Source organism: Coprobacter tertius (assembly GCF_024330105.1).
Taxonomy (GTDB): domain Bacteria; phylum Bacteroidota; class Bacteroidia; order Bacteroidales; family Coprobacteraceae; genus Coprobacter; species Coprobacter tertius.
In genome coordinates this window covers 222,972-248,596 of record NZ_JANDHW010000001.1, presented here as the reverse complement: position 1 = coordinate 248,596, position 25,625 = coordinate 222,972, and the positions used below count along the sequence as shown (strand labels likewise).

General features: G+C 38.9%; 20 protein-coding genes and 1 tRNA gene. 10 read left to right on the top strand and 11 right to left on the bottom strand.

Annotated features, from left to right (window positions below):
* Window positions 1-140 precede the first annotated feature (140 nt).
* From NMU02_RS00935 to NMU02_RS00925, 3 genes are all read left to right on the top strand, one after another.
* Complete coding sequence (locus tag NMU02_RS00935; protein ID WP_255025192.1) at window positions 141-2,570, top strand: alpha-L-arabinofuranosidase family protein; 2,430 nt, start codon at window positions 141-143, stop codon at window positions 2,568-2,570.
* A gap of 88 nt (window positions 2,571-2,658) precedes the next feature.
* On the top strand, window positions 2,659-3,252 hold the full coding sequence (locus tag NMU02_RS00930; RefSeq protein WP_255025188.1) for a ferritin-like domain-containing protein: 594 nt from the start codon (window positions 2,659-2,661) through the stop codon (window positions 3,250-3,252).
* A gap of 598 nt (window positions 3,253-3,850) precedes the next feature.
* Entirely contained in the window at window positions 3,851-5,062 is a 1,212-nt protein-coding gene (locus tag NMU02_RS00925) for a DUF418 domain-containing protein (RefSeq protein WP_255025187.1), read from the top strand.
* Between the two features lie 163 nt (window positions 5,063-5,225).
* Here the strand turns inward: NMU02_RS00925 and NMU02_RS00920 are convergent.
* Window positions 5,226-5,309, bottom strand: a tRNA-Leu gene (locus NMU02_RS00920).
* A gap of 279 nt (window positions 5,310-5,588) precedes the next feature.
* On the opposite strand from NMU02_RS00920, the gene NMU02_RS00915 reads away from it, so the two are divergent.
* The gene (locus tag NMU02_RS00915; protein ID WP_255025185.1) at window positions 5,589-6,665 is read left to right on the top strand and encodes a mannose-1-phosphate guanylyltransferase; all 1,077 of its coding nucleotides are present in this window, start codon (window positions 5,589-5,591) and stop codon (window positions 6,663-6,665) included.
* 87 nt (window positions 6,666-6,752) lie between these two features.
* Here NMU02_RS00915 and NMU02_RS00910 read toward each other — a convergent pair whose 3' ends face one another.
* The 6 genes from NMU02_RS00910 to NMU02_RS00885 form a co-directional block, all read right to left on the bottom strand.
* On the bottom strand, window positions 6,753-8,114 hold the full coding sequence (locus NMU02_RS00910; RefSeq protein WP_255025184.1) for a DUF389 domain-containing protein: 1,362 nt from the start codon (window positions 8,112-8,114) through the stop codon (window positions 6,753-6,755).
* A gap of 4 nt (window positions 8,115-8,118) precedes the next feature.
* Window positions 8,119-9,618: a lipopolysaccharide biosynthesis protein gene (locus NMU02_RS00905; RefSeq protein WP_255025183.1), complete on the bottom strand. Its 1,500-nt coding sequence runs from the start codon at window positions 9,616-9,618 to the stop codon at window positions 8,119-8,121.
* Between the two features lie 73 nt (window positions 9,619-9,691).
* Window positions 9,692-10,714 (bottom strand): Holliday junction branch migration DNA helicase RuvB, encoded by a 1,023-nt coding sequence (gene ruvB / locus NMU02_RS00900; RefSeq protein WP_255025182.1) that lies wholly within the window; start codon window positions 10,712-10,714, stop codon window positions 9,692-9,694.
* Between the two features lie 71 nt (window positions 10,715-10,785).
* On the bottom strand, window positions 10,786-11,535 hold the full coding sequence (locus NMU02_RS00895) for a lipopolysaccharide kinase InaA family protein (protein ID WP_255025181.1): 750 nt from the start codon (window positions 11,533-11,535) through the stop codon (window positions 10,786-10,788).
* A 59-nt stretch (window positions 11,536-11,594) separates the two neighbouring features.
* On the bottom strand, window positions 11,595-12,689 hold the full coding sequence (locus NMU02_RS00890; protein ID WP_255025180.1) for a glycosyltransferase family 9 protein: 1,095 nt from the start codon (window positions 12,687-12,689) through the stop codon (window positions 11,595-11,597).
* Window positions 12,670-13,284, bottom strand: coding sequence for a DUF4254 domain-containing protein (locus NMU02_RS00885; protein ID WP_255025446.1), 615 nt, complete (start codon window positions 13,282-13,284; stop codon window positions 12,670-12,672). The genes NMU02_RS00890 and NMU02_RS00885 overlap by 20 nt, the downstream gene beginning before the upstream one ends.
* A 194-nt stretch (window positions 13,285-13,478) precedes the next feature.
* Between NMU02_RS00885 and pdxB the strand changes: the two genes are divergently transcribed.
* On the top strand, window positions 13,479-14,585 hold the full coding sequence (pdxB, locus tag NMU02_RS00880; RefSeq protein WP_255025177.1) for a 4-phosphoerythronate dehydrogenase PdxB: 1,107 nt from the start codon (window positions 13,479-13,481) through the stop codon (window positions 14,583-14,585).
* Window positions 14,586-14,608: 23 nt separating this feature from the next.
* Here the strand turns inward: pdxB and purN are convergent, their stop codons facing one another.
* A complete protein-coding gene (purN, locus tag NMU02_RS00875; protein ID WP_255025176.1) occupies window positions 14,609-15,184 on the bottom strand; it encodes a phosphoribosylglycinamide formyltransferase in 576 nt (191 codons plus the stop codon).
* A 224-nt stretch (window positions 15,185-15,408) separates the two neighbouring features.
* Here purN and NMU02_RS00870 point away from each other — a divergent pair, with 224 nt between their 5' ends.
* From NMU02_RS00870 to rnc, 3 genes are read left to right on the top strand one after another with little or no spacing between them, the layout of a single operon-like run.
* Window positions 15,409-15,648: an acyl carrier protein gene (locus tag NMU02_RS00870; RefSeq protein WP_255025175.1), complete on the top strand. Its 240-nt coding sequence runs from the start codon at window positions 15,409-15,411 to the stop codon at window positions 15,646-15,648.
* 17 nt (window positions 15,649-15,665) lie between these two features.
* Window positions 15,666-16,928, top strand: coding sequence for a beta-ketoacyl-ACP synthase II (gene fabF / locus NMU02_RS00865; protein ID WP_255025174.1), 1,263 nt, complete (start codon window positions 15,666-15,668; stop codon window positions 16,926-16,928).
* A gap of 1 nt (window position 16,929) precedes the next feature.
* Window positions 16,930-17,808: a ribonuclease III gene (gene rnc, locus NMU02_RS00860; protein WP_435521998.1), complete on the top strand. Its 879-nt coding sequence runs from the start codon at window positions 16,930-16,932 to the stop codon at window positions 17,806-17,808.
* Between the two features lie 88 nt (window positions 17,809-17,896).
* On the opposite strand, the gene NMU02_RS00855 is transcribed toward rnc, so the two are convergent.
* Both NMU02_RS00855 and NMU02_RS00850 read right to left on the bottom strand, forming a co-directional pair.
* On the bottom strand, window positions 17,897-19,588 hold the full coding sequence (locus NMU02_RS00855) for a metallopeptidase TldD-related protein (protein ID WP_255025173.1): 1,692 nt from the start codon (window positions 19,586-19,588) through the stop codon (window positions 17,897-17,899).
* 11 nt (window positions 19,589-19,599) lie between these two features.
* On the bottom strand, window positions 19,600-21,285 hold the full coding sequence (locus NMU02_RS00850) for a TldD/PmbA family protein (protein ID WP_255025172.1): 1,686 nt from the start codon (window positions 21,283-21,285) through the stop codon (window positions 19,600-19,602).
* Between the two features lie 261 nt (window positions 21,286-21,546).
* Between NMU02_RS00850 and NMU02_RS00845 the strand changes: the two genes are divergently transcribed.
* On the top strand, window positions 21,547-21,951 hold the full coding sequence (locus NMU02_RS00845; protein ID WP_255025171.1) for an HsmA family protein: 405 nt from the start codon (window positions 21,547-21,549) through the stop codon (window positions 21,949-21,951).
* A 73-nt stretch (window positions 21,952-22,024) separates the two neighbouring features.
* Here NMU02_RS00845 and pnp read toward each other — a convergent pair whose 3' ends face one another.
* Window positions 22,025-24,205 (bottom strand): polyribonucleotide nucleotidyltransferase, encoded by a 2,181-nt coding sequence (gene pnp / locus NMU02_RS00840; protein ID WP_255025170.1) that lies wholly within the window; start codon window positions 24,203-24,205, stop codon window positions 22,025-22,027.
* Window positions 24,206-24,449: 244 nt separating this feature from the next.
* On the opposite strand from pnp, the gene NMU02_RS00835 reads away from it, so the two are divergent.
* Window positions 24,450-25,577 (top strand): thioredoxin-like domain-containing protein, encoded by a 1,128-nt coding sequence (locus NMU02_RS00835; RefSeq protein ID WP_255025168.1) that lies wholly within the window; start codon window positions 24,450-24,452, stop codon window positions 25,575-25,577.
* Window positions 25,578-25,625: the final 48 nt, after the last annotated feature.

Sequence of the window (25,625 nt, the reverse complement as noted above, 5' to 3'; positions counted from 1 at the left end):
ATTCTCCTATCTTTGCAAAAATAAAGCATATACCAGAACTTCATATTCGGTGAAAGCCGGTTATTAATAGTATCTTATATACACTTTCATTACAAATGCTTTTCGATATCGCAAAAAATATGTTCAAAAACAATTATATCATGAGAACAAAATTCTCAAAACAAAGAATCCTACTAATTATTTTGACATGTCTGTCTTTTTCATTAGAGGCACAAGTAAGAATTACGGTTGACGCAGCTAAAACCGAGAATCGCATTATCCCTTATCTTTATGGCGCATGCATAGAAGATGTAAACCATGAAATATATGGAGGATTGTATGATCAACGTATATTTGGCGAAAGTTTCGAAGAACCAGTTCCTCAACCCAAATTCAAGCATTTTACACCTTATGAAGGAAACTGGAATGTCACATCGAGAGAATTATCGGTATCCCGTCATGCAGGTGCCAAACTGGTATATGACCCAATACTACTCGATACCGGTACAGTTGAAACAGAAATAAAATTCGAGAACGACGGAGAAAATGCAGGGTTGTTATTACGCGTTACGAAGCCGGGTAATGGAGCCGATCGTTTTTACGGTTATGAAGTAAGCTTATCGGCCGATGGAAAAAAGATCGTTATCGGAAAACATAAAAATAATTTCGCCCCGATAAAAGAAGTCCCGATAAACTGCAATCCGAAAGAATGGAATCTCCTGAAAGCGGCAATGCATAACGGTAAAATAAGAGTTTTCCTGAATAACAAAATCATTTATACATTCGACGACTATGACGAGTCACTGAAAAATGGAAAAATTGCACTTCGAACCTGGAATTCGAACGTAAAATTCCGCAATGTAAAAGTGAGCTCTGATAACTCATCGGAAACATTAACTTTCACAACTATTCCCCAACCACAAATAAGTGACCGGTGGGATGCTGTAAAAAATAAAAATGTCTCGTTCTCTTTCTTTCTCGATACCTACGATGCTTATAACGGCAAAAACTCACAAGTCATAGAATATATCTCTGGTAACGGCTCGATCGGTATCAGCAACTCCAGCCTCAACCGCTGGGGCATTGCAGTAAATAAAGGGCAGACTTTTAAAGGTCGGCTCTATTTGAAAAGCCCTAATCTAAAAGGAAATGTTACCGTAGCCCTTCAAAGTAACGATGGAAAAAAAGAATATGCACGCTACAAAATCAACGGAGTTAACGAAAAATGGAACAAATATTCTTTCGAACTCACATCGAATAATAACGATACCAACGCCCGTTTCACAATTTTTATAGACAAACCCGGAAAGCTTTGGATTGATCAGGTTACTTTAATGTCGACGGGGAAATATCAATTTAAAGGACTCCCTTTTAGAAACGACATAGGACAAGCCATTGTAAATCAAGGTCTTAACTTTTTACGATATGGAGGTACGATGGTAAATGCACCCGAATACCGATTTAAAAAAATGATCGGAGACCGGGATAAACGGCCACCTTACCGAGGACATTGGTACTCTTACTCGACAAATGGCTTCGGTATCGAAGATTTTCTGCAATTCTGTGAAGCTGCCGGTTTTACTCCGTCTTTTGCAATCAATATTGAAGAAACCGCTGAAGACGCAGCCGACATGATTGAATATCTGAACGGTTCTACCGATACGAAATGGGGGAAAATAAGAGCCCAAAACGGGCATCCGAAACCTTACGGCGTAAAATATATCGAAATCGGCAACGAAGAAGTTATCCACAGCGACGATGCTGCTGGATACGATCATTACATAGACCGTTTTAACGAAATATACGAAGCCATACGCTCGAAAGACACCTCAGTGGTATTTATCAATGCAGCCTGGTGGCGGCCTAACTCTCCTAATATGGAGCGGGTCTTCCATGCTCTCAATGGCAAAGCTGCTTACTGGGATTATCATCCTTGGGCCGATGACGCAAACTCGGGAGAAAGAGTAGAAAAAGAGTTGATATGTATGCGCAACCTATTCAAAAAGTGGGATAAAAACACAACTATGAAATGTGCTATTTTCGAAGAAAACGGCAATACTCATAATATGCAACGCGCATTGGGCCATGCGACAATTATGAATACCAACCGGCGTATAGGAGATTTTCTACTAACTTCTTGTGCTGCCAATGCTCTGCAGCCATATCGGCAAAATGATAACGGATGGGACCAGGGACAAATATTTTTCACCCCATCGCAAGTATGGGGAATGCCGCCTTATTATGCCCAACAAATGGCAGCAGAAACACATCAGCCATTAAGAGTATACAGCAACGTCGAAGGTAAAGAAAAGAAACTCGACGTTACAGCGACTCGTAGTGAAAACGGCAAAGAACTGGTTTTACATATTGTAAATACAGAAAAATCTTCTGTATCGGCAGACCTTACTATAAACGGATTCGGGAAAATAAAAAAAGCAAAAACCATCACATTATCTGGAAATCCGAATGACATAAATACTCCCGACCAACCGAAACGAATCACTCCTGAAGGAAAAGAAATAAAAAAATCGGGAAAGCAGGCGTACGAAATAGCCCCGTTCTCTTATACGATTTTTGTTTTTTCAAAATAATAATCGCATAAGCCAGATAATAAAAATATTTTCAAAAACCAAATACTGTAGAAACTGTTATAAGATTATAATATAAAAACAGAACGGTATGATAAATTACATTGATAGAATGGCCGATTCTTTGGTCGACGTACTGAAATACTCACAAACCGAAGTAGAATGGCCCGAACCCGCAGATCTAAAACCCAACGACGGTGTAAAACCCGAATGGTTCTATCCGGCGATTGAGAATGCCGAATATTCCGAAATTTCATCAATTCTACAATATACGCAACAAGAGGCTCTATTCGATGAGATAGGAGAACTAATGCTTGGTATTGCATTAGTAGAAATGAAACATTTCGCTTCGGTAAGAGATGCTATTGTAGCATTAGGTGGGAAATTACCACAACCTTTCGATAACAAAAATATAAAACTGGGAACAAATGCCTCGGAAGCTCTTATTTTAGCCGCCCAGGCCGAAATTGAGACCATAAAGTTTTATAAATCAATAAAAACTTATCTAATCGAAACCACAGATTCGGTAAATATCACCCGGCAGTTGCTGACCAAGCTTATTGCCGATGAAACTCTTCACCTGAAAATGATTAATGATCGGTTGAAAAATATCATTGGGGATGAAAAAGAATATAACGATATAATAAAAAATAAATTACCCCAAATAAATTTATATTTTTCATAACCGTTATCTTTTGCAAGTAAATAAACGATCAAAAATTACTACCAGTAATAAAAAAAGGAGGATATAGATGACAAATATTCTCTTTTTTTTAGAATAAAGCAATATGGTTTTCCCCGAGCGATTCTTCCTTTAACAGCAGCTACTTTCATTACAATATATAGTATCGATTATTTACCCACCCCTCACATTTCTAACCTGAAATAAGACAACATCATTTTATCTCACCGGCAGATTACATCTATAATAGATAAAAAAGATAGGTAGGCTCGATAGACACATAAAAATATATTTTTACAATAAATCTTACATGAAAAACCTTATATCAGCCAACTTATAATTTTTTGAACTAAAAAATAACGAAAGAATTAAGATAAGCTTATTTATTATCGGGCATATTCTACATTAATACAGGTGATTTTAATTGTATTAAATTCATTTACTTATTTATACCTTTGTCATGAAATCAATACAAAAAATGAATAGCCATTATAAATTATTATTTCATTATTTATTAAATCTATTTCAAGGAATATAAAAGGTTTATAATAAATTTGCAACGCGAATAAAGAGTATATTAACATTTTAAAATTAATAATGCATGAATTCATCTACTATGCTTACTAAAACCAATCGTATAGAAGTAGCAGATGTATTACGAGGTTTTGCCGTATTAGGTATTACCCTGATCCATTTTATCGAACGATTTAGCCTCAATAGCCATCCGATAGAAACCAACAACTTTTTACTATTTACAGACAGAATAATCTGGGATAGCGTGTTTTTTAATTTTTCGGGAAAAGCCTACTGTATTTTCGCATTGCTTTTCGGATTCAGCTTTTTTATTCAAGACAACTCTCAAAAAGAAAAAGGAAAAGATTTTCGAAGACGGTTCGCATGGCGATTAGTATTACTTTTTTTTATAGCATGTATCAATTCAGCTTTATTCCCCGGAGAAATATTAGTTCTTTATGCGTTACTCGGCTATGTACTGATTGCAGTATGTCGCCTCTCTTCCCGCACAGTTTTAATAATAGCGATTATACTTTTACTGCAACCCATTGAATGGGGACAAATAATTTATGCCCTCATACACCCCGAATATATTATTAATGCGCAACTCGATGCACCTTATTGGGAGATGGTTAATGCAGCACAAAAAGAAGCTTCATTCTTCGAAATGTGTAAAACTGCAATTTGGACAGGCAATATAGCCAATATGGGCTGGATGCTATTACACGGAAGAATTACTCAAACTGCAGGATTATTTATGATCGGTATGTTAATAGGACGCAATTATCTGTTCCTCTTTTCGGAGAAAAACATTAAATTCTGGATGATAGCTTTCATCATAGCCACTATAACTTTTTTCCCGCTATATGGATTAATATCCGTACTCCCCGATTTTATAAGTCGAGAGTCGCTGCTCGTACCTTCTACCCTCCTGCTACAGTCACTTTCGAATATTGCCTATACAGGCATACTGTTTGCCGGGATAATTCTTCTTTATTACCTAACGAAGTTTAAACGCATTCTGCATCTTTTAGCACCATATGGACGTATGAGTTTAACAAACTATCTATCGCAATCTTTCATCGGAGGATTTTTATTCTACAATTGGGGATTGGAACTTTACCGATATACAGGAATTACAGTAAGTTTTCTTATGGGAGTATGCGTATTCCTTTTACAATACTTTTTCTGTCTTTGGTGGCTTCATTCACATCGCCAAGGGCCATTAGAATGGTTATGGAAAAAAGCGACCTGGATTAAAATAAGGAAAAAAATAATTTCATCAACCGTTTTATCTTAAATAAGAAATGACGTTATGAATAGAAATTTAATACTACTTTGATTTTACATCTAATAAGACCTTTCCAGATATTATTAATATCATCACAAAAAATAAAAAGGTTCTAAATTGGAATATATATAAAAAATAACCTACTGAATTTCAGTAGGTTATTTCACGATAGTACCCAGAGCCGGGATCGAACCGGCATGGAAGTGAATCCACTGGTGTTTGAGACCAGCGCGTCTACCAATTCCGCCATCTGGGCGTAAAGGCGGTGCAAATGTAAAAAATCTTTTGAATATTGCAAAACTATTTCTTGTTTTTTTAGAATCGATAAATCCGAAAATACAAAAAACAGGCCCGAAAAATAAAATGTGAAATACAAATGCAGGTTTATATAACTTTTCATTAAAAAAGATTTTTTTCGGCCGTTACTTTAAAATATTACTTATCTTAGCTGATGAAATAAAATTTTTTTAGAAGTCGGATGTGGGATAATTACAAGCCTCTATCCTGCTTTATTTCGTATTTAATTTTATTACCCATGAAAGATAGATATTGTGTGATTATGAGCGGAGGAATCGGTAGCCGTTTCTGGCCTTTCAGCCGTACCGACCGGCCAAAACAATTTCTCGATTTCTTCGGAACCGGCCGTACATTACTACAATCGACTTACGACCGTTTCAGCCGGATTATCCCACCCGAAAATATTTTTATCTCTACCAACGAACTGTATGCAGAACTGGTAAGCGACCAGTTGCCCGAAGTGGAAGAAGACCACATATTACTCGAACCTCAACGGCGTAACACAGCCCCCTGCATTGCATGGGCGGCTTATCATATACAGGCATTGAACCCGAACGCAAATATTGTCGTAACTCCTTGCGATCACCTTATCTTAAGAGAAGATACCTTTGCCGAAAGTATATTGAAAGGGTTGGATTTTGTTGCTGAATATCCGGCATTACTCACTTTAGGAATAAAACCCAACCGTCCTGAAACAGGTTATGGATACATTCAAATCGATGATGACGGCGATCGCGATATAAAACCGGCTAAAACATTTACCGAAAAGCCAAATCTCGAATTAGCCAAAGTATTTCTCGAAAGCGGAGAGTTTTTTTGGAACTCAGGTATTTTTATCTGGAATGTACAATCGGTAATAAAAGCTTTGCAGCGACATTTACCCGAATTATCGAACCGATTCGAGGCTGGAGCAGGAATTTTCGGAACACCCGGCGAAAAAGACTTCATACGAGAACAATTTGCGGCATGCCCTAATATTTCGATCGATTTCGGATTAATGGAAAAAGCCTCTAACGTTTTTGTCCTTTGCTCGGAATTCGGTTGGGCCGATCTGGGAACATGGGGCTCATTATACGAATTTTCGCCAAAAGACCGGTCGGGAAACGCAGAACGACCAGGAAAACGTTTACAATACGAATGCAATGACAATATTGTTGCCGCTCCCGATGAAAAACTTATCGTATTACAAGGACTTGATGATTATATTATCGCCGATACCGAAAATGTTTTACTTATATGTAAAAAAAGCGAAGAACAACGCATTCGTCAATTCGTCACCGACGCAAAAGTAAAATTCGGAAACGATTATATTTAAACAACGAAGACTGACTTTACATAAAAATCCCGATAGCATTTCGTAAACGATTTCTCTATCGGGATTTTACATATAATTTTCTTTTACCTAATTCTCGAGAATACGTACATTTTTCATTCCCGTGCGCGCTTCAATCCATTCTCTAAAACGAATAGCTTCAGCTGCGGGCATACGACGGCTATAAGTAAGAATAACAGTCATGGCCGTATCACATTTCATCGAATCGAGGTCATTATATACCATCCGAGAAATCGCAATATCCTTTATTTTTGGGAAAAGTACTTTCAGTTCAGGGGCAATCTCCATACCGAGCGAATCGAGTTGTTCACGGCGTCCGACAATCGTTTTTAACGAATCGATACACAGTAATTGTCGTTCGATTTTTTCCTGAGAATCTTTATAAATATCCTGAAACATCATACTATTAAGACTTTTCAGATCGACTTTATCTTGATATCCTTGTGAAACCTTCAAACGCACATTTTCAAGTCCATATTGAGGCATACGGCTTTCTACAGCCAATATAGAATCTTCGGGAACTTCTTTTCCGATAAGAGAAACATTCAATATTCTTTGCCCATTTTGCACCGTAACCGACTTACTTAATATCTGTGTGTCAGGGAAATTCATCTGTGTATTTACAAACTGGTAAGCAGCCGTCTCGATATAACTTTGCCGCACCATATTATAAGTAAGAACTATACTGGGTGCCATTGTAAGAGCTATAATCGTGTATACGATACGCTCAACCGTTAGCTCGCGCTTTGGATCTATAAATTTTTTCTTGGTAAAATGCATCAGTTTTACCCCTAAAGTGGTAGCAAAAGCGATAAATACCGAATTGATAAAAAACAAATAAAAAGCTCCGAAAAAATATTCCGGGTTCCCCGAAGCCAGCCCAAAACCTGCGGTACACAATGGCGGCATCAATGCCGTAGCAATCGCAACACCCGGGATAACATTGCCTTTCTGACGAGTAGCCATCGCTACAATACCCGCACCACCACCAAAAAAAGCGATGAGAACATCATATATCGTAGGAGCCGTACGCGCCAACAACTCAGACCGGGCATCGCTCAACGGCGTTATCAGAAAATACAGAGTAGAGGTCAACACACTGAATAAAGTCGCTATACCTAAATTCCGAAAAGATTTTTTAATCAGTTCGAAATCATATATTCCCACCCCTAATCCGATTCCCATAATCGGTCCCATCAGAGGTGAAATAAGCATCGCACCGATAATAACAGCTGTTGAGTTGGTATTCAAACCCAACGAAGCGATAAATATAGCACAAATAAGAATCCATACAGTCGCACCCTTAAATTCTATTCCGTCACGTATAGCCTGCACAGTCGCCTCTTCGTTCTCTCGGTCGGAATTCATATTTAAATAGCGGGATAAAAAATTGCGTATCCCTTCCGTAAAAGTTTTCAAATTAAAATTCATCAGTTTATTTTTTCATACAACGGTTAATTACAGGTATTTCTCGTAAAGGCATATCTTTTTTTACGATATAGGCTACAAAAATTAAAAGCAGTACAGTACGGAACGATAAACGAAGTACAAGATTATCGATATCGGTAAAATATGCGATAATATATAATACAGCTGCCAACAAGGTATAAGTTACAGCCGATTTCAGATCATAGCGAATCGGATAATAATATTGTCCGATAATATAAGAAGTGATCATCATACTCAGATAACAAATAAAGGCCGCCCATGCACAAGCCATATAACCGAAACGGGGTACGAAAATAATATTTATCGCCATAGTAATCACAAATCCGAAAATAGAAAACCATGCTCCCCAATGAGTTTTATCGGTAAGTTTATACCATAAGGAAATATTAAAGAATATACCGAAAAATAACTGAGCCAACATTATAATAGGGACGACACCCAAACCCACACGATATTTCGCCGGCATAAAAAACTTCACCAAATCGAGATAGAACATCACTGCCAAAAATATAAACAATCCGAAAATAATAAAATACTTCATCGCATCGGAATACGCCTGTTTATTATCTTCACCCTTTTCTTTATTTTTAGCAAAAATAAAAGGCTCGTAAGCAAACCTGAATGCCTGTGTAAACATAAGCATCACAATAGATATTTTATATACTGCTCCGTAAATACCTAATTCTGACATTGCATCGGAACGGTCAGATGCCAATACCGGATAAAACATTTTGTCGAATGTTTGGTTCATAATCCCAGCGATTCCCAATATCAGTAGCGGAAAGGAGTAGCGAAGCATACGACGCCATATATCGGCATCGAAGCGATACCGTATTCCGAATATTTCAGGAATAAGGATCAGAAATATTGCAGCGGAACTGATCACATTGGCAACCAGAATATAACCGACCAAAAAATCGGGATCAAAAAACCAAGAAATCCATTCGGGATGTATCTTATATAACCAGGGGCAAAGCAGAATAAAGAATAAATTTAAAACGATATTCAGAAAAATGGAGATCAGTTTTACATAAGCAAAACGAATAGGCCTTTTCTGATAACGTAAATAAGCGAAAGGAAGGGCTGTAAACGAATCCATAGCAATGATAAGAGCCATCATCCAGACATAATCGGTATGCTCGGGATATCCTAAAGCCGCAGATACCGGACGAAGAAACAACAAAACCAATACAAAAAATAAAGAAGAAGATACGGCTAACGAAATAAGACCTGTAGTATATACTTTTTGAGGATCATTTTCTTTTTTATCGTTTGCAAAACGAAAAAAGCCCGTTTCGAGACCATAGGTAAGAATTATGAGCAGCAAAGCCATATAGGCGTACAGGTTGGTAACAATACCGTATTCGGCAGTCGTTTTCAGTACATTGATATACAGAAAGACAAAACACCAATTGAGGAAACGCCCCAGAATACTACTTAATCCGTAAATGGCCGTATCCTTGGCCAGACTTTTCATTCCCGACATTTTTCAAATGTATATAAAAGGTGGTAAACCGTATTTCGGCCCCCTTTATTGTTTTATGTTTTAAATTATTTTTTCAAAACAACGATCCCTGATCGGAAAACCGGTTACGATTCAAATGCACATATGCCAGATCGGTCACTTCTCTACCTCTTGGAGTACGCTTAATAAATCCTTCTTTAATCAGATACGGTTCGTATACTTCCTCAAGAGTTCCAGGATCTTCTCCCAAAGCCGTGGCGATAGTAGTAAGACCCACAGGACCACCTTTAAATTTATCGATGATCGTTGTAAGTATTTTATTATCAATTTCATCAAGTCCGTACCGGTCGATATTTAGAGCCTCGAGTGAGAAACGAGCGATTTCGAGATCGATTTCTCCGGTTCCTTTCACCTGTGCAAAATCACGTACTCTGCGCAACAAAGCATTGGCAATACGGGGAGTCCCACGACTGCGCATCGCAATTTCATCAGCGGCTTCAGTGTTACAAGGCACCTGCATAATCGATGCCGATCGACGAATAATACGAGACAATATCTGATGATCGTAATATTCGAGATGGCAATTGATTCCAAACCGAGCACGTAACGGACTGGTAAGCAAGCCACTCCGGGTGGTGGCCCCAATCAGAGTAAACGGATTGAGATCGAGCTGTATCGACCGGGCACTTGGACCTTTGTCAATCATAATATCGATACGATAATCTTCCATCGCAGAATAAAGATATTCCTCTACAACAGGGCTCAGACGATGTATCTCATCGATAAAAAGTACGTCATTCGGTTCGAGAGAGGTAAGTATTCCGGCCAAATCACCGGGTTTATCGAGTACCGGCCCGGAAGTAATTTTAAAACCTACCCCCAATTCATTCGCAACGATATTCGAAAGTGTAGTTTTTCCCAAACCGGGAGGACCGTGCAACAACACATGATCGAGCGATTCGCCACGCATACGGGCAGCCATAACAAACACTTTCAGATTTTCGATGATTTTTTCCTGCCCGCTAAAATCTTCAAACGCAAGCGGACGCAAAGCTTTCTCGAATTCTTTTTCGATATCTGAAATATGCTGTTCCCTTATATTAAAATCTTCTTCCATTTTTTATAAAAACGATACGGAACAAAGTTAGAACAAAAAACATTATGCGGTTTTATTCAGGCACACGTTTCTTATGCTTTTTTCTTCATTTTATTTTTACGGTCATTTTTAATTATTTGCAACCGGTCAAACGTTTTCTCATAAGCCAATGCCTCTCGAACCGACTGTTCCACATTCCATCCCCTCAATCTGGCATAACGTGAAACAATACGGGTCATCACCGCTTCATTGGGAGTTAGACGTTCGAAATTACGCAAACATTCCTTTTTAGATAATTTCCCGAATTTCATCCTATTTAAATCGAGAAGACTAAACCGAATCTCCCCCTCGAATACATCGAACATAATATTCCCTGGCGAATAGTCGAGGTGCAATACTCCCGACTCATGCACTTTTACAGTAAATGCGGCAAAAGCATCCAATATTTCTTCCCGCCCCTCGATACCGAAATAGAACTCTCTCATCAAATGAGCATACGGTTCGGTCATCGAAATAAAATATGCTTCGTAAAATAAACCGTTTCGTTTTATCTCGATATAAGCGACCGGATCAGGAGTTTTTATCCCCTTACTCAATAAAATAAGGGCATACTCATAAGCTCGACAAGCCTTCGACGACCTAAAAAAAGTATAGGCTACACGGTTGATAAATATCGGTATTTTATACCGTTTTACCGTAAGATCGAAACCATCATATGTAAACCGTTTCAATGTATTTCGCGCCTGATATACCATTTCACCTTCCTTATCGAAAATTTTGGGAAGACGCATAACGAACTGCGACAATTCATTTTTGTAAACGGGATTAATAACTACCTTCATAAAATATATATAATTAAGACAAACCGAAAGAAGCGTAAACTGTTAGCCATCACTATCTTTTATTTACCCTTTTCGGTTACATGCAAGACGATTTTTTCGACACAATCGATTATGCGTCTGGAGTTAATCCGATACAAACAAGCATAATCCTTTCTCCAACAAGATTTGTTTCCATAAATCGAGCAGGGACGACATGACAGATCTACATCTACCACATTCTCTATCTTCTGTCCCCACCCCAGAAAACCGGCATAACGATGAGTCGCACCCCATACTGAAATTACGGGAGTTCCGACCAATGAAGCCAGATGCATATTAGCCGAATCCATCGAAATAACAGCTATAAGACGTGACATTAAAGCCATTTCATTTTCCAGACCATATTTTTTGCCTGCCAACGAAACGACATCAGGATATTCGCATGCCCATTCATTTAATACAGCAGATTCTTTTTCTCCTCCACCGAAAAGAAATATACGATACTCTCCCGATTGGCTCAATAACCTGATAACATCCTTCATCTTATCTTCGGGATATATTTTACCGATATGTTGAGCAAAAGGAGCAATTCCTATACCGATTTTATTATCGGTAAAATATTTTACAAAATCGGGAATCAACGGTAACTGTTCCTTAGTAAAAGGAATAAAAGAAACCGGTAACACAAATCCAAAGCGGCCAAATACATCGGCATACCTTGAAAAAGACGTTTTCAACTGCTTTTTTATTTTATGTCTTCGGGCCGTCAATCTTTTTTTTTCAGGTCGCCCTTTATCGATATGAGCCGTAGGAATACCCGACGAAAGAAATAATAAACGTAACCATTTAGTTCGTAAAACGTCATGCAAATCGACAACTCCATCATACCGAGGTGCATTCAATTCTCGAAATAACCGATAAATACCTTTTACACCGGCATGTCTACCATGCACTTCAGCTACAATCACCGTAAGATTACCCGGTGGCGATAAAAACAACCGGCTACCGGCTTCAGAAGTTAACATGGTAAATTCTACGTCAGGATAAGAACGACACATAGAATATACAACCGGTAACGACATGGCAATATCCCCTAATGCCGATAACCGGATTATCAATATCCTCTTTCCCGAATGTGATTCGTTTTCCACCCGTTTATTTTTTTTCTGTCGCATATAACACCGGATTTAAAGCCGGGTCATTATACATTTTCATCTGTTTATATACTTTCATATATTTACGACCGCTCTCGATATCAGCCAGCAACTGCTCGATCGCAATCGAAAGATCGACTCTTTGTTCAAGAAGAACCCTTAATTTTGCACGGCATTTTTCGACATGTTCGGGAGAAGCGTCGTGACGCTCGACTTCCTGCTGCATATGATAAATTTTTAAAGCCAATATCGATAAACGATCGATCGCCCATGCAGGACTTTCGGTATTTATCGTTGCTTCGGGTAATGGTTTTACATCTTTATATTTATCGAGAAAATAACCGTCAATCAATTCTACGAGATCGGTACGATCCTGATTCGACTTATCGATACGACGTTTTATCTGCAATGCCTTTACGGGATCTATATCGGGGTCACGTATAATGTCTTCAAGATGCCACTGTACCGCATCGATCCAGTTTTTAAGAAATAAATAATATTCTATCGTCTTTTCTTCGAAAGGATTATTCATTTCAGCATCTACATCATCCATCGTATGATAATGCTGTGTTGCATTCCAGAATATACGGTTGCTTTTTTCGCTAAAATCTGTCATAGTCATGATATTCGTATTGATTCGTTTCACAAACATAACAATAAATACCGAATAATAAAACAAATCGAATACTTATACAGGAGTCTTTATCAACGTTACAACGATATCCCGAAAAGAATCAGAAAAAAAATGAAAATAAGGCACGCAACCGCTTTTTACCCTTATCTTTGTAAGAAAGCTATAAAAAAGACTTTATGACGCGGATAATAATTGATAACAAAATACCTTATATAAAAGGAATCTTAGAACCGTATGCCGAGGTAGAATACATCGCACCCGAAAAAATAGACCGGAATGCCGTAAAAGATGCCGATATACTCATTATACGCACTCGTACTCATTGCAACGCCGAACTTCTCGAGGGCAGCAAATGTAAATTTATAGGAACAGCAACTATCGGCTATGACCACATAGATACGGCATACTGCAGTGCAAATGGTATCCTATGGAAAAATGCTCCGGGGTGCAACGCTCCATCGGTAGGTCAATATATTTTGGCTTCTCTTCTTTTACTTCAGGAACGATACGGGATCCTACTTAGGGAAAAAACAATCGGAATCGTAGGAGTAGGACATGTAGGAACAATCATTGAAAAATACTGTCGTCTTATCGGAATGAACGTTCTGCGTAACGATCCGCCGCGAGCCCGAAAAGAATCGGCCGAAGATTTCGTTTCACTGGAAGAAATTGCCGAAAAAAGCGACATTATAACCTTTCACACTCCTTTAATTAAAGAAGGTGATGACAAAACATATCATTTATGCAACAATAAATTCCTGAATCGCTTATGTAAAAAACCGATCATTATTAATTCGTCACGTGGAGAAATAATCGACAATACGGCCTTATTGGACGCCAGCCGAAAAGGTCTGGTTTCAGAATACATTCTCGATTGTTGGGAAAACGAACCTCATATTAGCCGAGAATTATTAGAAAGAGCTTTCATCGCTACCCCACATATAGCCGGTTACTCTGCCGACGGGAAATCAAATGCTACCCGGCAAATGGTTAACGCTGTATCGGGATGGATAAAAAAGAAAATATGCAGTTCAAATATTATCCCTCCATCACCTCTTTTCGATAATATAACAATTCCGGAAGGAGCCGATGCCTTAACCGCTTCGGTACTTGCGACCTACGATCCACGTCAAGACATGGCTTCATTATTGGCCCACCCTGAAGATTTTGAAAAATTGCGAGGGAATTACGGCTTACGCCGTGAGTTCGGGGCATATACCCTTAATAACTGTCCACCTGAAATCGTTCCTATATTACAAGAACTCGGGTTCAATATACAGTAACGACAAATAATAAACAGTTTTCCCTATTTCCCCGAAGTCGCCACCTGTTCTATTACTTCAGGAAAATACCGATATTCCAATTCATGCACACGAGCAGCAAGCGACTGCGGTGTATCGCCTTTCAAAACAGGACAAGTAAAGCGAGCAATAGCCGTCCCCTCGTCATAATGCTCATTTACATAATGAATCGTTATACCCGATATTTGTTCTCCGGCTTCTATTACAGCATTGTGTACCCGATCGCCATACATGCCCTTTCCCCCGAATTTGGGTAAAAGTGCCGGATGTATATTCACGATCGCATCGGGATAAGCCCGTACAATCTCTTCAGGAACCTTCAGCAAAAATCCGGCTAAAACAATCATATCTACACCCGCGTCATGAAGCATTGAAATCACCAAGCCAGGTGTAGCAAAAGCCTCTTTACCGGCAATATGGCAAGGAACCTGCAATTTGCGAGCCCTTTCTACCACATAGGCATCGGGACGACTGGAAATAACCAAAACGACCTGAGCTGATTCCCTATCTCTGAAATAACGAATAATATTCTCGGCATTCGTTCCCGAACCCGAAGCAAAAACAGCGATTTTCTTTCTCATTTTCATTAGAATTATCCATTTTCCATAACCAACCAAATGCACAAAATACTGTTTTTTATGCAAAACAGAAACAATAGCGGCCCAAAAGTTGCACAAAATCGTATAAAATGTGCAATTTTCATGAAATTAATGGAGAAATATTTTTTTTGTTTGGAGAAAAATGTATTTCTTTGCACTGCAAAAATAAGAAAGTAAATCTATTAATTAACTAAAAACTGGAAGTTATGTCTGAAATTGCATCAAGAGTAAAACAGATTATTGTCGATAAATTAGCTGTAGAAGAATCAGAAGTTACCCCGGAAGCTAGCTTCACCAACGATCTAGGAGCAGATTCACTCGACACAGTCGAACTGATCATGGATTTCGAAAAAGAATTCGGAGTAAATATCCCTGACGATCAGACTGAGAAAATCGCTACAGTAGGCGACGCTATAGCTTATATTGAAGCTAACGTGAAGAAGTAAATCGACACATTACTCGTATGGAATTAAAAAGAGTTGTGGTAACAGGTCTGGGAGCAATCACCCCAGTTGGCAACGATGTGAACAGTACATGGGACTCGTTGATCAATGGAGTAAGTGGTGCCGGACCTATTACTCTTTTTGACGCTTCACTGTTTAAAACACAGTTTGCGTGTGAAGTAAAAAATTTCGACCCGAGTCTTTATTTCGATCGGAAAGAAGCCCGTAAATTCGACCGTTACGCACAATTAGCCATTGCATCGGCCAAAGAAGGCGTAGCCAATTCGGGACTCGATCTTGAAAAAGTAAATAAAGATCGTGTAGGAGTTATTTTTGCCGCAGGAATCGGAGGCATCAAAACGTTTGAAGAAGAAGTCAGTGCATATTTTAATAATGTAGAGAAAGGACCCAAATTCAACCCATTTTTCATCCCCAAAATGATCGCTGATATCGCAGCAGGTCATATTGCCATGATGTACGGTTTTCATGGACCTAATTACGCTACCGTATCGGCCTGTGCCTCTTCTACCAATGCACTCATCGACTCGTTCAACAACATTCGTTTAGGTAAAGCCGATGTTATTGTATCGGGTGGAGCCGAAGCAGCCATTACAGTTGCCGGTCTCGGCGGATTTAATTCGATGCATGCCGTTTCGACAAGAAACGACGATCCGAAAGGAGCTTCACGTCCTTTCAGCGCAAGCCGCGACGGTTTTGTTATGGGAGAAGGTGCAGTATGCCTTGTTTTGGAAGAATTAGAGCATGCACTCGCTCGAGGTGCAAAAATATATGCTGAAATTGTAGGAGGCGGAATGTCGGCCGACGCATATCATATCACAGCATCACATCCCGAAGGACTCGGTGCTAAATTGGTAATGCAAAATGCTTTGGATGATGCCGAAATGAAACCGGAAGAAATCGACTATATCAATGTACACGGTACATCCACTCCGGTAGGTGATATTTCGGAAGTAAAAGCTATTAAGTCGGTATTCGGCGACCATGCCTACGATCTGAATATCAGTTCTACAAAGTCGATGACCGGTCACTTATTAGGCGCAGCAGGTGCTCTCGAAGCCATGGTATGCGTAAAAGCGGTTGAAAACGATATCGTACCTCCAACGATCAATTTCCATGAAGGTGATGAAGATCCAGAAATCGATTACAAACTGAATTTTACATTTAATAAAGCTCAAAAAAGGACTGTCAATGCGGCTCTTTCGAATACGTTCGGATTCGGAGGTCACAATGCCAGCCTGATCGTAAAAAAATTTGTGAAATAAAGTGTTCAAAACGATTTATCATAAGATAAGGCTCTTTAAGCTTCGGCATAAAGAGCCTTATTGTAATTTTTATAAGATATTAGGATTTTATCCCCAGAATATCGACGTTTACGAACAGGCTTGCCTGCATCGATCGTCATCGATTCGTACAGAAAAAGGCCAATGGATTAATAACGAACGCCTTGAATTTTTAGGGGATGCCGTACTCGACGCTATAGTAGCAGATATTGTATTTAACGAATTCGAATCGAAAAAGGAAGGATTCCTGACTAATACCCGCTCAAAAATCGTGCAGAGGGAAATGTTGAATCAGATCGCCCTGAAAATCGGACTCGATAAACTCATTATTGCTTCTACCCATACCAGCTCTCATAACAATTACATTTACGGAAATGCGTTCGAAGCATTTATCGGGGCTATTTATATCGATAGAGGGTATGAAGTCTGTAAAAAATTCATACAAGAAAAAGTTATAAAACCCTATATTAACCTGAATCAGGTCGCAAAAAAAGAGGTCAATTTTAAATCGAAACTGATTGAATGGTGCCAAAAAAATAAAGTAGATATAACTTTTACTCTGATCGAATCTTTTACCGATCATGATAATAATCCTATTTTCCAGTTTCAAGTGATTATAGGAGGGATATCAGGAGGAATAGGAATAGGCTATACCAAAAAAGAATCGCAGCAAAATGCGGCTCAAATGGCATTGAAAAAAATAAAATCGGATAAAGATTTTTTACAGGCGATTCTCGATTCACAAACTGCTAAAGATAAAGAAGAAAAAGAAATAGATACAGGAGATACAGAAGAACAAATATCGACCGAAAAAGAAATACAGATTGAAAATACCATGGAAAAAGAATATATCCCCAACTAATCGATCTTTTCGAACTAAAAAAAAATGATGCCGATAAAAGTTGTTTTATCGGCATCATTTTTTTATAATCATACGATTTACATTATCGTCAATCCGGACGCGGTACAATAAAAGGTTTCACCAATGAAAGGTTATTATCCTTCACGATTTCACACTCCCCTAAAAGAATCGTTTCGGGCAATATAAAAGACGACTGAAAACTTCCTGAAGTCATATTCTTAACAAACTCTTTATCGGATATCCCCAGTACTCTTTTAAATGATTTCATATTCAGATCGTTTATGACCCCACCGCGAACCAATTGTTCTTTACCCGTTTTCACGTCGACCTGATAAAGCTCATCGGCCTTATTTCCGCTTTTTTTACGAAGAATATAAGCATAATCATAACCTTCATCTTTCGCTCTATTAAGTAGTCTCTTTTTCAATTCTTCTTTAGAAGATCTGTTATTTCCACTCAAACGTACTACACCGGGGTATACACCGGCCGACATTCCCCATCTGTCGGTATGATAATGTCCGTTGGAAACCGGACTTTTCAAAGTAGGCGTACGCCCATTCAACATCGCCTTCAGAATACCGTTTTCCACAAGGATCATCTCTTTATCGGGAACCACTCCTTCGAGATCTACTGGATAATATCCCACGAGATTAATCCCATTATAAACAGGTGTACCGGTTAAAGATGTTATATTCAAATCTTTCGAAATGATACGTTTATTCATCATCTGCTCGAGTTGATTATCGTCATATTTTGAATTATAAGGATAATAACGATCTAAATCTTCACTTAAAAGAGTTTTACGGCGTGCAATCAAGTTTCTGGTTCCACTAAAAAAATTATCGATAAAAGAAGTAACCACTGCGTCACCCTCGATTAAAATCGGCCCATCATACGGCTCGTTTATAATAGGGGCATTGTACACTTTGACAAAAAGATCTCCGATCTCACGACAAAAAGCCTTCAGACTATCAATATCGGGTATCTCGGAAACATCACGATACAAATTAGCTACCATATTTTCAAGTAACTGGCCATCAGGAGTCATGCCTTTTATATATACGTCGATATAAACAGAATTATCGGGGTACTTCACTACCGTATTTTCTGTATTATAATTACGAACCACCTTATTTACCGCTGAAATAACGACACGAGAGTCGGTTAATTGAGGATAATCACGAAAAACAGCCGAGGCTTCACATACATATTTCTCTAAAGCTTTACGGTCGAGATTCATACGCTTCACAGGAACTTCGATATTTACAGAAGGCATCACAGTATAATCGGGAAGAGCCGTTTCTTCAGAAGAAAGGTTTTTCTGATGCAATACACTTTTTTTCTGTTCTAATTGTTCGATCGACTTTTTATAAAGACCATCGAGATTACCCCAAATAGAAGTGCGCACCAAAAACTCATTATCACTATAAGGAGCGACAAAAACTTTTCCGGAATAAAGCTGTTCTACCCCCATAAAATTATTATTGTTATTCTGATAATCTCCAATAAATAAGGTAGGAATTATACGACGTACATAATCGAGTTTATTACCATAAAGACTTCCTAACGAAGCTTCTATTCTTAAAGTCTCTAAATCGCTCATCATACATCCGATAAAAAAGGGAGAAGCAAAATCTCCGATTTTTAAACCGGAAGCATTTCGATCGATCTCATATTTCATCGCTTTCATCACAGGGTCATCCTGCACTTTCGTTCCAAAAGCATTTATCACTATAGCAACTCCAGCCAAGAGAGTTATTATCTGTTTATTTATATACATGATTTTTTCATTTAAAAGTTTACCGAAGGCCGTTCGAGAACTGGAGGCTGAGCCGTTGATTTTCCACTCTTCTGCGTTTCGACCGTTTTTATCAACATCGTAGGAGCCACACAAGAAACCGGTATCGAGCCCGATTCGGCACCGCAATATCCATTAAATACTTCATAATCATCTCCACAAGCCATGATCTGCGAGAAAACCGATAAAGGAGTTCCTATCAAATTTACCCCTCTGACCAATTCATCGGGACGCCCATCGGCATATATACGATATACGATCAAGGGAGTAACATTAAAAGCATTAGCATCGAATCGGGTCGTATTGGTAAATCCACCACTGACTTCCCCGAAATAATAACCGTAAGGTTTTCCCTGTTTTTTCAGCTCGTCTCTAAGTTTTGCCCTCAGTTCGCCGGGAGTAAAAGGATTATTTGTTTCTACAATCATATTAGACTGTCGAGTAACAGGATCGTAATAAATCATACCCCGCCCGTGACCATTAGAGTTTAAAAATCCATCGATCGGCGTACGACTCATCAAAAAAGATTTTAATGTTCCTTTATCGACAACATCGACACGTTGCCCTCTGATACCTTCATCGTCGAAAACATACCGCCCACTAAGAAGCGTATTTTTATATTCTTTCAAAGTAGGATCAAAATACACACTCATATCACCGGGGAGCACCGATTGAGATACTTTTTTCTTAAAAGTCTGGGCATCCCCCTCGAGTTTCATTCTGGCACCTTCGACCCGATGTCCGAAAAACTCATGAAAAAATACACCTGTCGCCTTAGAACTTAAAATGGCCGGACCGGTATATGAATCGGCTACCGGTGCTTTTTTAAGCTGCGACAGCATATCGCTCATTTCTGCAACATCGGCAAGAATCTTTTTATCCGAAGGAAGATCACTCGCCTTAAAGCCAAAATAACTAACGTACAAGGGCAAACTCATTCCATCATTTGCAATCGTATATGCATTTAAACCCAATCTGACAGAAGCATCATTTTGAAAAATTTTACGACCTTCGGTATCGGCAAAATACATTTGCTGAATTCCCGCCCGAAAAAAAGCATCACCTGAAAGTATATCTTTATTTTTCAAGAAGAGACTGGTGTATTTATTTAGTTTTCTCTCGATCTCATTTTCATCATATTTCAAATCTTTCAAGGTTAACTTTTTTTCGATATAAACTTCAGCAGACTCCTTTGTAAAATCAGGTGATTTATCTTCAGCCTCCACCGAAACTGCCACATTTGCCTTCACCTTCTTATATCTTTGTACTGCATTTTTATAATACTTATCGGTAGCAACCCACAAAGCTAAACGTATTGCTTCAGGATCATCGGATAAAGGAAATAATATACTCTGTCCCTCATTCTGACTTCCGAAAAAATCACCTTTAACTTCGTGAGTATTATCTAATTGTACATCCCCGACACGAACGATAACATGCAGCATTCGCGACTCTTCTCGCACAGGGGTATCACTGCCGCCAAACTGGCTCGAAAATGTTTGATCGGAATTTTGATATACCCGGTAACTGATATAATACGCCGGAACTTCTTCTTGACGCAGCAATTCGAGATTACGGTCGGCCTCTTTACTAAGTACATCCAACAATTGTTCCTGAGCCGGCAATAAGGGAGTAAAAAGCAATAATACCAAAAGAACATAATGTCTGTAATTTTTCATACTATTAAAATTATATTTTAGGATAACAAGTCTATATTTTATCCCACTGGGAAAAAACTGAAACAGATTTCTAAAAATACGCAGGATTTTTTACGATCTACAAACATATACTTCCATATCGAAAGGATTTATAATAGAACGTAAACAGATTACATCTGTAACAAAAAAACCGCAGTTTTAACGATATTTAAATATACCTCTAAAAAACGGACTGAACTAATCGGGATATCAGGTTGTTCCTAAAAAAACACAATTTAAAATATGATATTCAACCAAGTTGATACACACTTTCTTATAGCCGCAATTATCGTCATTTCGTCGGCTCTTGTATTTTATTCGATCGGTGTATGGAGTGAACGCATTCAAAAAGAATTAAAAGGATGGCATGTCGGTTTTTTCCTTGCCGGTCTCTGTGCCGATACTTTAGGGACAGGACTCATGGAACATATTGCTCATCTGACTCACTTACATGATCGCATACATACAATTACAGGCATCATAGCCATATTACTGATGTTTGTGCATGCCATTTGGGCATTATGGACCTATTACAAAGGTTCATTAAAAGCCCGTGAACACTTCAATCGCTTCAGTATTATAGTATGGTGTATTTGGCTTATCCCGTATTGTATAGGAATATATTTAGGAATGTCTTTAGGTAAATAACTTTTACAAGAAAACTCTTATTATAAAAAAGCACTCGTTGTTTACGAGTGCTTTTTTATAATAACGAAAAATATTACTCTTGGCTATTATCTTTCTTCGGTTTATTAAAATGCTTTGCTGGCTTTTCTTCAATTCTCTCCGGACGAGGTTGAAGTGCTTTCATCGACAACCTGAACTTACCGGTCTTCTTATCGATTTCGATCAGCTTAACGGTTACTTCATCACCTTCTTTAATTCCCGAACTTTCCATATTTTCAATCCGATCCCAACTTATTTCAGAAATATGCAAAAGTCCATCTTTACCTGGCATAAACTCTACGAATGCTCCGAATGCAAGAATAGATTTCACTTTACCGGTATAAACTTCGCCTTCTTCGGGAATCGCAACAATGCCCTTAATACGAGCCATAGCGGCATCGATTGAATCACGACCGGGAGCAGAAACCTCTACTCTACCGATATTATCTATTTCTTCAATCGTAACTACAGCTCCAGTAGCTTCCTGTATACCCTGAATAATTTTTCCGCCCGGACCTATTACCGCACCAATCATATCTTTCGGTATATTTATTACTTCGATACGAGGAGCATGAGGTTTCATTTCGCGACGAGGTTCGGGAATCGTTTCGAGAATCTTACCCAAAATATGCATACGACCTTCACGAGCCTGATTTAACGCTTTTTCGAGTACTTCATATGAAAGTCCGTCTACTTTTATATCCATTTGTGTAGCCGTAATACCGTCTTTTGTTCCCGTCACCTTAAAGTCCATATCTCCCAAATGATCTTCATCACCGAGAATATCGGAAAGTACCGCGAATTTTACATTATCCTTATCGGTAATAAGTCCCATTGCAATACCCGATACAGGTTTTTTAATGGGTACACCGGCATCCATCAGAGAAAGGGTACCCGCACAAACGGTAGCCATAGATGAAGAGCCATTCGATTCGAGAATATCAGATACGATACGTATCACATAAGGATAATCATCGGGAATCATTTTTTTCAACGCACGGTTCGCCAAGTTTCCATGACCGATTTCACGACGTCCTACTCCCCGGCTGGCACGAGCCTCACCGGTAGAGAAAGGCGGGAAATTATAATGTAAAAGGAAACGATCGCGACTCTGATCGAGTACATCGTCTACGATTTTTTCATCGAGTTTAGTTCCCAGTGTAACAGTAGATAACGACTGAGTTTCTCCCCGGGTAAATACGGCCGAACCATGAGGTCCCGGCAGATAATCTACTTCGGCCCAAATAGGACGAATCTGAGTCGTAGAACGCCCGTCGAGACGTTTGCCTTCATCGAGGATACAACGGCGTACGGCTTCTTTTTCTACATCATGGTAATAACGTTTCACCAAAGCCTCTTTCTCGGCAGCGGCTTCAGGATCCATAGATCCGAGATATTCTTTAACGATATTTTCAAACGCTTCACCGCGGGCATGCTTGTTAGCATTACCTGACCGAGCGATTTCGTATGCTTTATCGTAACATTTTTCCCATATATCTTTCCGAAGTTCCTCATCGTTCACTTCGTGACAATAGGTACGCTTAACGGTAGACCCGACAGCTTCCGCCAATTCTATCTGTACGCGACACTGATCTTTAATAGCTTCATGAGCGACTTTCAAAGCTTCCAATAATTCAGCTTCCGAAACTTCGTTCATTTCGCCTTCCACCATCATTATATTCTCAATCGTAGCACCTACCATCAAGTCCATATCTGCTTTTGCCAATTCTTCGAAAGTAGGATTAATTTTAAATTGTCCGTCGATGCGAGCGACCCGTACTTCAGAAATAGGACCGTTGAAAGGAATATCGGAAACGGCTATAGCAGCCGAAGCAGCCAAACCGGCCAAGGCATCGGGCATATCTTTACCGTCTGAGGAAAACAACATGATATTTACAAATGTATCTGCATGGTAATTATCAGGGAACAAGGGACGAAGAACCCGGTCGACAAGACGCGAGGTCAGGATCTCATAATCCGAAGCCCGGCCTTCTCTTTTTGTAAATCCACCCGGAAACCGGCCGAATGCCGAATAGCGTTCTTTATACTCTACCTGAAGCGGCATAAAATCTACCCCTTCACCAGCTTCCTGAGCTGAAACTACAGTAGCCAGCAACATGGTGTTTCCCATGCGTACTTCTACTGCTCCATCGGCCTGTTTAGCCAATTTCCCTGTCTCGATCGTGATGGTACGTCCATCGCTAAGTTCGATCGTTTTTTTAATAGGATTAATCATAAAAACAATATTTCTTTTTCACTTCTATCCAAAATCATGCAAAGATAAATAAAGTTTTACGCGCAACCTCGTGTAAATGAAAGAAAAATATAAAAATCTGTTTATTTCTAAATAGTTTTTCACAAATGAAAGAGCTTTTTCTTAAAACAGGCCTTTCATTTGTGAAAAGAATTGTCGGAATATCTAAAAAACATATCTTTGTATCAGAAAAATAAAATATTTCTGTTCGATAAATATAGCTATTATGAAAAAATACAGTATTCTTTTTATTTTCGGAATTCTGCTTTGTTCTTGTCACAACGATAAGTTTACGGTAAAAGGGACTATTTCGGGTGCCGATGGAAAAACCTTATATCTCGAAGCCTCAGAAATTACCCGTAACCTTATTCTCGATTCTGTAAAACTTGATGCCGGAGGAGAATATAAGTTCAGCGCACCGGCTCCCCAATACCCAGAATTCTACCGTTTACGTATCGGAAACGCTCATATCGATTTTTCGGTTGATTCTACCGAAACGGTTACGATCGATTCTCAATTTCCCGGATTTGCATCTGATTACCGCGTATCGGGATCCGAAAGCAGTGAAAAAATGAAAATTGTTTCGCAGGCAAGTCAGGCTTTAAAAGAAAAAACCGATAAAGCCATGGTCGATATGAAAATGCCCGGAGTTGACCAACGGCTAATTACTGAAAAATTTTTGGATGATATCGCCGACTATAAAAAAGAAATGAATCAAATCCTTTACAGCAATCCCAGGTCGGCTGTCGCTTATTATATTATTTTTCAGCAAATCGACGGAAAATCGATATATGATCCCTATGATAAAGAAGATAGTAAAGCCATAAGAGCGGTGGCTACACAATACGACTTTTTCTATAAAGAATCGGTGCGTGCAAAACAACTCCATAAAATGGCAATCGAAGCATTAGCCGAAATGCGCGCTGCTGAAAATTCAATCCGTGTTGACACGACCTCGGGCGCCATCGATATATCGCTTCCCGACGAATACGGCCATATCCAAAAATTATCCTCTCTGAAAGGGAACGTAGTATTATTGGATTTTACTGCCTATCAAACCGACTATTCTCCTCAGTATAATATTACTTTGGCCAACATATATAAAAAATATAAAGACAAAGGTTTTGAAATCTACCAAGTATCTCTCGATAACGATGAGAATTTCTGGAAAGTATCGGCCTCGAACTTACCCTGGATCAGTGTATGGGATGCAGACAGCCAAAGTTCACGTAACGCCGCTTTATATAATGTGCAAAAGTTACCGACTTCGTTCCTGCTCGATCGTAATGGTTCGATAAAAACACGAGTAGAATCGATGAAATCACTCGAAAACGAAATAAAGAAACTATTATAATTATTTTTCCATATCAACTACTCGAAAAATATCGGCTTTCAGACGTAA